The 11226-nt window shown below is 37.4% G+C and carries 7 protein-coding genes; 6 read left to right on the forward strand and 1 reads right to left on the reverse strand.

Features of this window, described 5'->3' with window-relative positions; genetic code table 11:
* From IGJ76_RS00625 to gshAB, 6 genes are all read left to right on the forward strand, one after another.
* On the forward strand, positions 1 to 1779 hold the full coding sequence (locus tag IGJ76_RS00625) for an oligopeptide ABC transporter substrate-binding protein (RefSeq protein ID WP_075491303.1): 1779 nt from the start codon (positions 1 to 3) through the stop codon (positions 1777 to 1779).
* A 302-nt stretch (positions 1780 to 2081) separates the two neighbouring features.
* On the forward strand, positions 2082 to 2774 hold the full coding sequence (gene rnc / locus IGJ76_RS00630; protein ID WP_067483701.1) for a ribonuclease III: 693 nt from the start codon (positions 2082 to 2084) through the stop codon (positions 2772 to 2774).
* A 16-nt stretch (positions 2775 to 2790) separates the two neighbouring features.
* Positions 2791 to 6369: a chromosome segregation protein SMC gene (gene smc, locus IGJ76_RS00635; protein ID WP_430596670.1), complete on the forward strand. Its 3579-nt coding sequence runs from the start codon at positions 2791 to 2793 to the stop codon at positions 6367 to 6369.
* 9 nt (positions 6370 to 6378) lie between these two features.
* Positions 6379 to 7188 (forward strand): Cof-type HAD-IIB family hydrolase, encoded by an 810-nt coding sequence (locus IGJ76_RS00640; protein ID WP_067483482.1) that lies wholly within the window; start codon positions 6379 to 6381, stop codon positions 7186 to 7188.
* 11 nt (positions 7189 to 7199) lie between these two features.
* A complete protein-coding gene (gene ftsY / locus IGJ76_RS00645; protein WP_430596671.1) occupies positions 7200 to 8201 on the forward strand; it encodes a signal recognition particle-docking protein FtsY in 1002 nt (333 codons plus the stop codon).
* Positions 8202 to 8383: 182 nt separating this feature from the next.
* On the forward strand, positions 8384 to 10681 hold the full coding sequence (gshAB, locus tag IGJ76_RS00650) for a bifunctional glutamate--cysteine ligase GshA/glutathione synthetase GshB (protein ID WP_095803342.1): 2298 nt from the start codon (positions 8384 to 8386) through the stop codon (positions 10679 to 10681).
* A 68-nt stretch (positions 10682 to 10749) separates the two neighbouring features.
* Here gshAB and IGJ76_RS00655 read toward each other — a convergent pair whose 3' ends face one another.
* Positions 10750 to 11196: a YueI family protein gene (locus IGJ76_RS00655; RefSeq protein WP_067483477.1), complete on the reverse strand. Its 447-nt coding sequence runs from the start codon at positions 11194 to 11196 to the stop codon at positions 10750 to 10752.
* Between the last annotated feature and the right edge of the window lie 30 nt (positions 11197 to 11226).

Here is an 11226-nt window from a genome sequence, read left to right on the forward strand (position 1 = left end):
ATGAAGAAAACGATTTTTGGAGTAGTAACATTGTTATCTGTCGTAACACTAGCAGCTTGTGGCGGCGGCAACGGTACGGATTCTTCTGGAAATGCTTCAGGAGATAAAGGGGATAGCCAAGCTTTATCATTCCCACTTGCAACAAAAAATGATAAAGATGCAATTGAAGATGGTGAATTAGAAGCCGCAGTTGCAACAGATAGTCAATTCGCTGGGTTGTTCCAATGGGAATTCTATCAAGATGCGTTTGATGCGGCATTCATGGCACCATCACATGAAGCATTATTCTCAAATGATACAGATTTCAAAATCACTGATGATGGAGCAGCTACTTTAGACTTAGACCAAGATAAAAAAGTTGCGACAATCAAACTGAAAGACAATGTGAAGTGGTCTGACGGAGTGGACGTTACGGCGGATGACGTAATTTTCTCTTACGAAATCATTGGTCACAAAGACTATACAGGTATTCGTTATGACGATACTTTCCGTAATGTAATTGGTATGGAAGAATATCATGATGGCAAAGCAGATACGATTTCTGGAATCAAAAAAGTAGATGACAAAACAGTTGAAATTGAATATAAAAAAGTTGAGCCAAGTATGTTACAAGCCGGCGGTGGTGTTTACTCATATGCTGCTCCAAAACATACACTTGAAGGCGTAGCAATCAAAGACATGGAATCAAGTGATCAAGTTCGTAAACACCCTGTAACTTTTGGTCCTTATTACATGAGTAATATTGTTGCTGGTGAATCAGTAGAATACTTGCCAAATGAGTACTATTGGAATGGCAAACCAAAATTGAAAAAAATCACAATGAAGTCAGTGCAAACAGCTAGTGCAACAGAAGCATTGAACTCTAAGTTGTATGACATGATTTTCCAAATGCCAACAGATACTTACGAAACATATAAAGATATTGAAGGCTATACAAACTTAGGGCGTGAACAAACTTCATACACTTACCTTGGATTTAAATTAGGTAAATGGAACAACGAAGAAAGCACAGTTGAATACGATCCTAATTCAAAAATGGCTGACAAATCATTACGTCAAGCGATGGGTTACGCTTTAGATAATGACTCTGTTGGTAGCAAATTCTACGCTGGTTTAAGAAGCAACGCAACGTCATTGATTCCTCCAGTGTTCGAATCTTACCATGATTCTAAACTAAAAGGGTATACACAAGATATTGATAAAGCAAACAAATTATTAGATGACGCAGGATTCAAAGATGTTGATGGCGATGGTATTCGCGAAGACAAAGATGGCAAAGAATTCACAATCAAATTTGCTTCAATGTCAGGTGGCGAAACAGCACAACCATTAGCTGATTACTATGTACAACAATGGAAACAAATTGGTTTAAATGTTGAATACACAACTGGACGTCTAATTGAGTTTAACTCATTCTATGACAAACTAAAAAATGATGATCCTGAAATTGATGTTTATCAAGCAGCTTGGAATACAGGAACTGATCCAAATCCAAGTGGACTATGGGGACCAAATGCAGCATTCAACTACACTCGTTACGAATCTGAAGAAAACACAAAATTAATTGATGCAATCAATTCAAGTGATGCGTTTGATGCAGATTTCCAAAAAGAAGCATACCAAAAATGGCAAGAATATGCGTTTAAAGAAGCTTTTGCAATTCCAACATTATTCCGTAATGAAGTCTTACCTGTGAATGATCGCGTAAAAGACTGGAACTGGGCATACGACGAACGTAATCCTTGGGCAGAAGTTTCTGTAACAGATGCTTCACGCTAATCAAAATTTTTAACAGAAACTATTTTCGTTTATAATTTTACAATGAATAAGGTCAACCACTTGCTGGTTGACCTTATTTTTTTGTTGGATACTAAAAGGAAAAAAGAGTGACAGATCAGAACAAAGCTGTTCAAAAATTTGAGCAACCTTTTCTAAAAAAATCCCAATTAGTAAAGCAACCTGTTTTGAACGACAGCATTTTTCTTAAAGCTTTCTTACTTTTTAGCCAAACATTTCAAAATTATCAAAAAACCAGTATAATAAGGAAGTATGAAAAATATCCTATAAAAGGAATGTGGAAAATGGACAATCAGCTGACAAAAGAACTTAAAGAAAAATATACAATCGTTTTTCACGATCTAAATTTACTTGAACAAGCTTTTACCCATTCATCCTATGTGAATGAGCATCGCAATCTACACCTATCAGACAATGAACGTTTAGAATTTTTGGGAGATGCAGTGTTAGAATTAATGGTTTCTCAGTATTTGTATCGCTTGTATCCCGATTTACCAGAAGGAAAATTAACAAAAATGCGTGCAGCAATCGTTCGTGAAGACAGTTTATCAAAATTCGCAAAAGAATGTCATTTTGATCAACACGTCATGTTAGGTAAAGGTGAAGAAAACTCTGGTGGACGAACACGTCCTGCGTTATTATGTGACCTATTTGAAGCGTTTCTAGGTGCTTTATATTTGGACCAAGGCTTCGAAGTAGCGCATGCATTCATCAAGCAAGTTATCTTCCCAAAAGTCAAAGCAGGTGCTTTTTCACATGAGATGGATCACAAAACCAAATTGCAAGAAGTCTTGCAAAAATCAGGGGATGTTTTTATTGAATATCGCTTGATTAAAGAAGAAGGACCAGCCCATGAACGTATTTTTTGGATTGAAGTCTATGTTGATGATCAATTGATTGGTACGGGCCAAGGAAAATCAAAAAAATTAGCAGAACAAGCTGCTGCTGAAAATGCATTAGCAGCCTTGGAAGAGTAAGTGAGGGAAAGCTTTCGTGTATTTGAAACGAATTGAAATCGCTGGATTCAAGTCATTCGCTGATAAAACAGTGATTGACTTCGAAAACAGTGTCACAGCAGTTGTTGGCCCCAATGGTAGCGGAAAAAGTAACATCACGGAAGCCATTCGCTGGGTCTTAGGTGAACAATCAGCAAAAAGTTTACGTGGTGGAAAAATGCCAGATATTATTTTTGCAGGTTCAGATTCTCGTAAACAACTAAACGTAGCAGAAGTAACGGTCATTTTAGATAATGAAGACCATTATCTACCATTGGAATACAATGAAATAAGTGTGACACGTCGCTACCGTCGAACAGGAGAAAGCGATTTTTTTATCAATAAACAATCTTGTCGGTTGAAAGATATCCAAGAGTTGTTTTTAGATTCTGGCTTAGGAAAAGAATCTTTTTCAATTATCTCACAGGGAAAAGTTGAAGCGATTTTTAGTAGCAAACCAGAAGATCGTCGTGGAATCTTTGAAGAAGCAGCGGGTGTTTTAAAGTATAAACAACGTAAGAAAAAAGCAGAACAAAAGCTTTTTGAAACAGAAGATAACCTTAGCCGAGTTCAAGATATTATCTATGAATTAGAAGAACAGCTAACTCCTTTAGCTACTCAAAGTAAGGCAGCAAAGGAGTTTTTACGCTTAAAAGAAGAATTGACCGAAACAGATATTGCTCTAATGATTGCAGAAATCAAAGCGGCAAGAACTGAGTGGACCCAACGAGAAGCTGAACTAAAGCAATTTAATCAAGAGTTAGCGACCGTAACCGAGCAAATCCAAGTGCGTGAATCAACTCTGGCAACTTGGCGTAAACAAAATGCGCAAGCTGATCGTTTGATTGAAAAGAATCAGCAAAAATTACTTGCTTTGTCAGAAAGCCTAAAGCAAACAGAAGGACAAAAAGATGTTTTACTGGAACGCTCAAAGCATACCAAACAAAGTACACAAGAATATCAAGCATCTTTAGCGGAAGCACAGAAAAAAGTTCAACACTTTGAAAAACAACAAGCTAGTTTAACAAAAGATGTTGATAAAAAAGAAGCGGAAATCCAGCAAGCAGAAGCACAATTGATGGTAACCCAACAGGAACTTGAAAAATATCAAAAATCGACAAAAGAATTATTAGCCGAATTACGCGATCAATATGTCGATTTAATGCAAGAACAAGCAGCTGTCGGAAATGAATTGAAATACTTAGAACGTCAGTATCAGCAAGAGACAGCAAAGAGCCAACAAACATTGGCAAAGCAAACAGAAGTTCAAGCAACTGTTGCAGAATTGTCGGCAAAAAAAGCAGAATTAGTGGAGCAACAAACGAAACTGACTCAATCATCAGAAGAAACAAAAACAAAAGTGACAGCTATTCAGACAGAAGGAAAGAAATTCCAAGAACAGTTGAATACTGAACACCCAAAAATGTATCAATTGATGAATCAGGTGCAACAATTACGTGCACGACAAAAGAGTTTACAAGAAATCCAAGAAAACTATTTTGGCTTTTATCAAGGTGTACGTTTAGTGTTACAACACAAGCAACAATTATCTGGCGTTGTAGGTGCAGTCGCAGAACTAATTGATGTTCCAGCTGATTTCACTTTAGCAATCGAAACCGCATTAGGAGGAGCTGCACAACATATTATTGTTGAAAATGAAGTGGATGCAAGACAAGCAATCACTTATTTGAAGCAACAAAAAGGTGGACGTGCAACTTTCTTACCATTGACAACGATTAAACCACGTCAATTACCTGCTCATGTTGCGGCACAAGCAGCTACTATCGAGGGCTTTTTAGGCGTAGCAAGTGAACGAGTGACTTACCCAGATGCAGTCCAATCAGTAGTGAATAATTTATTGGGAACGATCCTTTTAGCAAAAGACCTAGCTAGTGCTAATACGATTGCACAAACGATTCATTATCAATATCGTGTGGTTTCTTTAGAGGGAGACGTTATGAACGCAGGTGGTTCAATGACAGGCGGAGCCAATAAGCGTGGAAACCAAGGAAGTTTATTCGCTCAAAATCAAGAATTGAAACAATTGACTAGTGAGTTTGACCAAGCAAATCAAGAACTACAAGTTCAAGAAAAGAAAGTTCAAGCTTTACAAGAAAAAGTTACGACACTTAGTGAAGAATACGAAGCTGCCCGAAGTGTTATGGAACAGTTGCGTTTCGAAGAACAAGAAGTTGCAAATAAACTTCAAAATATCTCAAATGATTTAACACGTTTTGAAAAAGAACAACAGATTTCTAATTTTGAGACACGTGAGTTAAATCAATTTATCGAAACTTATGAAAAACAACGTACAGAATTAGCAACGAAGCAACAAGAATTGGAAGAACAACGCACGAAAATTGACGAAGAAATCAAATCTTTAAGTCAAGAAAGCGATCAAATGGAAGCTCGTCGCGCGCAAATCCAAGGACAAAAAGCGCAAGAACAAGCGGATCTTGCCGTATTAAAAGAACAGTTTAATCACTTGCAGATCCAGTTACGTGGTGCACGTGTCCAAAAAACAGAGGCAATGGAACGCCAGACAAGTTTAGAACAACAGCTAGCTGCGTTAACGGCAAACTTTTCTGATCATGAGTTGACAGAAGAAAGCTTAGACGAAAAAATTCGTGAATTATCTGTGCAACGTGAACAGCTACAAGCTGAACTTCAGGAAGTGAAAGCAACCCGTGACACAACACAAAAAGAAATTGACCAGCTAGCAGAAGTATTGGCACAACAAAACCAAGAATACAAAGTTCGCTTGACTGAGCAATCAAAACTTGAAGTGAAAAAAGATCGTGCAGAGATGCTACTAGATCAGCACGTTACGTATTTAGAAACAGAATATCAAATGACTTTTGAGAAAGCTGTGATTGATTATCAACCAACAGTAGATGTTTCCGGTAGCAAAGAAAAAGTAGCGACATTGAAACGAAGTATTGAAGCACTAGGACCAGTTAACTTGAATGCCATTGAGCAATATGAACAAGTGAATGAACGTTATACCTTTTTATCTACTCAAAGAGATGATTTGCTTTCTGCGAAAAATCAGTTATTTGATACAATGGATGAAATGGATGATGAAGTTCGCACTCGTTTCAAAGAAGTTTTTGAAGCAATCCGCAAAGAATTCAAAGTGGTCTTTCCGAATATGTTTGGCGGTGGACGAGCAGAACTTGTCTTGACTGATCCCACTGATTTATTAAAAACAGGAATTGAAATCGAAGTTCAACCTCCAGGTAAAAAACTACAAAGTCTAAGTCTACTTTCTGGTGGAGAGCGCGCATTGACGGCAATTGCTTTGCTATTTTCAATCATTCGTGTGCGTCCGGTACCGTTTTGTATTCTTGATGAAGTAGAAGCAGCTTTAGATGAGGCAAACGTGACACGTTTTGGGAACTATTTGCGTAATTTCCAAAATGATACCCAATTTATTGTGGTCACCCACCGTAAAGGAACAATGGAAGCTGCGAATGTTTTGTATGGCGTAACGATGCAAGAATCAGGTGTTTCAAAAATCGTTTCTGTCCGTATGGAAGATCTTAAAGAAGATGAGAATCTTGTTGTGAAAGAGTAGGAAGTAAATATGATTAAATTAGTTGCCATTGATTTAGATGGAACATTACTAAACGAAGAAAAACAAATTTCTGCTAGAAATAAAGAAATTTTGGCGCAAGCAAAAAATCAAGGAGTTAAAATTGTTTTGTGTACAGGTCGTCCACTGGCGGCTATGGCACATTATTTAACGGAATTGGATTTGCTTGATTCAGGTGACTATAGCATTACGTTTAATGGTGGGCTTGTTCAAAAAAATGACACAGGCGAAATCATGGCGAAAAAAGTAATGACTATTGCAGACGTTGAGCAATTGACCCAGTTAGCACAAGCGTTGTCTTTGCCACTAGATGTGTTATCTGATGGGATTGTTTATCAGTTACCAACAGCTCCTGAAAAACAATCGCTTTATAATGTGCTGAATAAAGTTTTGGATTTCCGTCCGGGAACTTTGCTGGATGTTAAGAAAGCGGATGTTTTGAACAAAGCAGTTATTGCTTATGCACAAGAAGAATTAGATCCAAAAATTCAAGAAATTCCAAATGTGTTTCATGAACAATTTGAAATCATCAAGACACGTAGTATGCTGCTAGAATTTATGCCAAAAGGTGTTACTAAAGCGTATGGAATTTCTTTATTAGCAGAAGAGCTAGGAATCACCCAAGCAGAAGTCATGGCAATTGGTGATGAAGAAAATGATTTACCAATGATCGAATATGCAGGAATGGGTGTCGCAATGGCAAATGCTGTTCCTTTAGTTAAAGAAAGTGCAGACTATTTGACTGCAAGTAATGATGACGACGGTGTTGCACAAGCAATTGAAAAATTTGTTTTAGTATAGGGGGGAATCAAATGGGATTTTTTGACAAAATCAAGCGAGCGTTTACTGGTGAAGAGCAACCAGAAGAAGTCGTTGAAGTCCAAGAAAAGTATGACAAAGGATTAGAAAAAACGAGAAAAACTTTTGGCGAGCGAATGAATGAATTGTTTGCTAATTTCCGAACAGTTGATGAAGATTTCTTTGAAGAATTAGAAGAAACATTGATTGGCGCGGACGTTGGTTTTGAAACAGCAATTCAAATTACAGAGTCTTTACGTCAAGAAGTGAAGTTGCGTAATGCGAAGAAACCAGCAGAAGTTCAAAATGCCATCATTGAAAAACTGGTTGATTTGTACGAACAAGAAGGTCTTAATGAAGTGAATGAGTTGAATATCCAACCAGAAGGACTGACGGTAATGCTTTTTGTTGGTGTGAATGGTGTGGGTAAAACGACAAGCATTGGGAAACTTGCACATCAATACAAAAATGAAGGCAAAAAAGTTTTGATGGCAGCAGCTGATACATTCCGTGCGGGAGCGATTGACCAATTAATAGTCTGGGGTGAACGCGCTGGTGTGGAAGTCGTTCACGGAAATGCTGGTGGCGATCCAGCAGCAGTTGTTTATGATGCATTGGAACGTGCCAAAGCAGAAGAAGCAGATGTTTTACTTGTTGATACAGCTGGACGCTTGCAAAACAAAGTGAATTTGATGAAAGAGTTAGAAAAAATCAAACGTGTGATTCAACGTGAACTACCAGATGCACCACATGAAACATTATTGGTATTAGATGCAACAACAGGGCAAAATGCAATGGTTCAAGCAAAACAATTTAAAGAAACAACAGATGTAACTGGGCTAGTTTTGACTAAATTAGATGGAACTGCTAAAGGTGGAATTGTGTTAGCTATCAGAAATGAATTGCATTTACCAGTAAAATTAGTTGGATTAGGTGAAGGAATAGATGATCTAGAACCGTTTGATCCAAATGATTTTGTTGTTGGATTGTTTAAAGGATTACTGAAAGAAGAATAATCAATTAACTTATGAACAAATCATGGGAACATGACGTTTTAAATGTAAGAAGTATGCCGGAAAAAGACTGGTATACTTCTTTTTTTGTGCAGTTTTTCATAATCTCCTCATTTTAAGGCAAGATCGTTCTTTTTCTGATTGTTTTTTACTATAATGTCAATGTATGAAGTGGAGGACATGTAATGATGAACTTTAAAAAATTATTAGAACATTCAAGTGCGATACCGTTTATCGATCAAGCTCGATTTGGAATTGAACGTGAAGGACAACGGGTAACACATGACGGAAAGTTAGCAAGAACAGATCATCCAGCTATTTTTGGTGATCGCACGTATCATCCATATATTCAAACTGATTTTAGTGAGACTCAAGTGGAAATGATTACACCAGTAACAGATTCCATTGATGAACTTTTTCAATATTTAGATGCAATTTATGATGTGACTTCTCGGTCAATGTCAGATGAGGAAATGATTTGGCCACTAAGTATGCCACCTGCTTTGCCACAAAAAGATGAGGAAATCATGATTGCCAAACTAGCAACATTTGAAGATGTTTTGTATCGTCGCTATTTAGCAAAAGAATATGGTAAACGAAAACAAATGGTCAGTGGCATTCATTTTAATTTTGAATTTGGTGAGGAATTAATTCGTTCTCTGTTTGTTCAGCAAACAGAGATTCAAGAGTTTGCAGCTTTTAAAACAGAAGTGTATTTAAAAGTAGCAAGAAACTTTTTGCGCTATCGCTGGTTGATTACGTATTTATATGGAGCTTCTCCATTAAGCGAGGCAAATTATTTCGTTGATGAACTACATCCTCATGAACCTGTTCGTAGTATTCGAAATAGTGAATATGGCTACACTAATCATTCAAATGTAAAAGTTTCTTATGCCTCAATGGAGCAGTACTTAGCAGATATTGAACAAATGATTGAAGAAGGCAAGTTATCTGAAGAAAAAGAATTCTATGCACCTGTACGTTTCCGTGGAGGTAAAAGAGTTGCGGACGTTGCAAAGATGGGTGTACGTTATATCGAGTTGCGGAATATTGATTTGAACCCGTATCATCATTTAGGAATTAGTAAAGAACAAGTCCAGTTTTTACAATTATTTTTAGTATTTATGCTCTGGGCACCCGAAGGATCATCTGTCGACGAGTGGGTGGAAGAAGGAACGCTTTACAACAATCGAGTTGCTTTGGAAGGACCATTGGATCAAACCGCGATGTACGAGGAAGGCCTGATGCTCTTTACGCAAATGAAAGAGATGGTTCAAGCTTTGCAACATGAAGAATTGTTACCTACAATTGACAAATTAGCTGAACGTTTAAATAACCCGTCTCAGACGATTGCTGCCCAATTATACACAGAAGCACAAAGTGATAGCCAAAAAGCTGTTGCAGTTGCCTTAGGCAGAAAATACGATGCTGAAAGCCATGAGCGACCATATCAATTGGCGGGCTTTCGTGAGATGGAACTATCCACACAAATTTTCCTATTTGATGCAATTCAAAAAGGAATTCAAGTGAAAGTGATTGACGAAGCAGATCAGTTTTTACGTTTGCAATTTGAAAATCATGTCGAATACGTTAAAAATGCGAATATGACAAGTAAAGATAGTTACATTGTGCCTTTGATTATGGAAAATAAAACGGTGACCAAAAAAATTCTAGCAGAAACAGGTTTCCGTGTTCCTTCTGGTGCGGAGTTTACTTCGATGGCTGAAGCAAAACGTGCCTATTCTCGTTTTGCAAAGGAAGCATTTGTCATTAAACCAAAGTCAACGAATTACGGATTAGGTATCACAATTTTTAAAGAGGGCGCGAGTGAAGAAGATTATCACAAAGGGTTAGAAATTGCTTTTCGGGAAGATACCTCCGTTTTAGTAGAGGAATTTTTACCTGGAACAGAATATCGTTTTTTTGTGATTGATGGACAAGTTCAAGCAATTTTACTTCGGATACCTGCAAACGTTATTGGCAACGGCGAGCAAACTGTGGCGGAATTAGTTGCTCAAAAAAATCAAGATCCTTTACGTGGGACAAATCATCGTGCACCATTAGAATTAATTCAGTTGGGTGATCTTGAACAATTGATGTTGAAAGAACAAGGATTAACAATTGATTCTATTCCTGCGAAAGATCAAATCGTTTATTTACGTGAAAATTCCAATATCAGTACTGGTGGAGATTCAATTGATGTAACAGCTGAGTTTTCTGATGCGTACAAAGAAATTGCAGTCGCAGCCGTTACGGCGTTGGGGGCAAAAGTCAGCGGAATCGATTTGATTATTCCAGACAAAGAAATTAATCCGTCAACAGATGAGAAGGCTTACGGTATCATCGAAGCCAATTTTAATCCTGCAATGCACATGCATGTTTATCCATTTTCTGGGACAGGACGACGATTAACTTTAGCGGTGTTGAAACTTTTGTATCCGGAAGTCTGGACGTTGAACCATTGGAACGAGGAAGAAAAATAAGTTGATTTAAATAAAGTAAAAAGCTCGTGTAAAATTCGTTAATGAATTTACATGAGCTTTTTGCTTTATTAGTGGAATAATTTGTCCCAAAGACTTTTTTTCGGTTTTTCTGATTGTTCAGGTTCTTGAACTTTTGGATATTTTTTTTCAATATCAATGACGGGCTCATTGACCGCTTCTTTAGCAGCTAAAATCAGACCAAGACTATCGTCATCATTTTTAACAAAATCATTGATAACTGTGAAACGAACTTTTTGTTTTGTTGCCAATTGGATATAGCGTGCTTGAAGGTCTTCAGGCATACTGCCATTTAATAAAATTTGTTCATCTGGGTATTTTTCAAGTTCCTTAGTGAAGTTTGCTTGATTCTCAGCTTTTTTCATTTCACCAATGGTCATACTGACATAGCAACGCTCACGAAAAGTTCCTAGATATTTATGTTGTTCATCTGGGTTGACCAAAGGTGTCCCGTAACGACCTTTGTCCAAGTGACTTTGCAATTCATCTTGTGGCAAAAGAAGCCCTCCTTTATAGCGATTGATACA

This window comes from Enterococcus sp. DIV0175 (assembly GCF_050529075.1).
GTDB classification, from domain to species: domain Bacteria; phylum Bacillota; class Bacilli; order Lactobacillales; family Enterococcaceae; genus Enterococcus_B; species Enterococcus_B thailandicus.

Coding starts and splice junctions, on each gene's coding strand:
- gshAB (WP_095803342.1), top strand. CDS start 8,384: ATGATGAACTTTAAAAAATTATTAGAACATTCAAGTGCGATACCGTTT.
- rnc (WP_067483701.1), top strand. CDS start 2,082: ATGGACAATCAGCTGACAAAAGAACTTAAAGAAAAATATACAATCGTT.
- ftsY (WP_430596671.1), top strand. CDS start 7,200: ATGGGATTTTTTGACAAAATCAAGCGAGCGTTTACTGGTGAAGAGCAA.
- IGJ76_RS00625 (WP_075491303.1), top strand. CDS start 1: ATGAAGAAAACGATTTTTGGAGTAGTAACATTGTTATCTGTCGTAACA.
- IGJ76_RS00640 (WP_067483482.1), top strand. CDS start 6,379: ATGATTAAATTAGTTGCCATTGATTTAGATGGAACATTACTAAACGAA.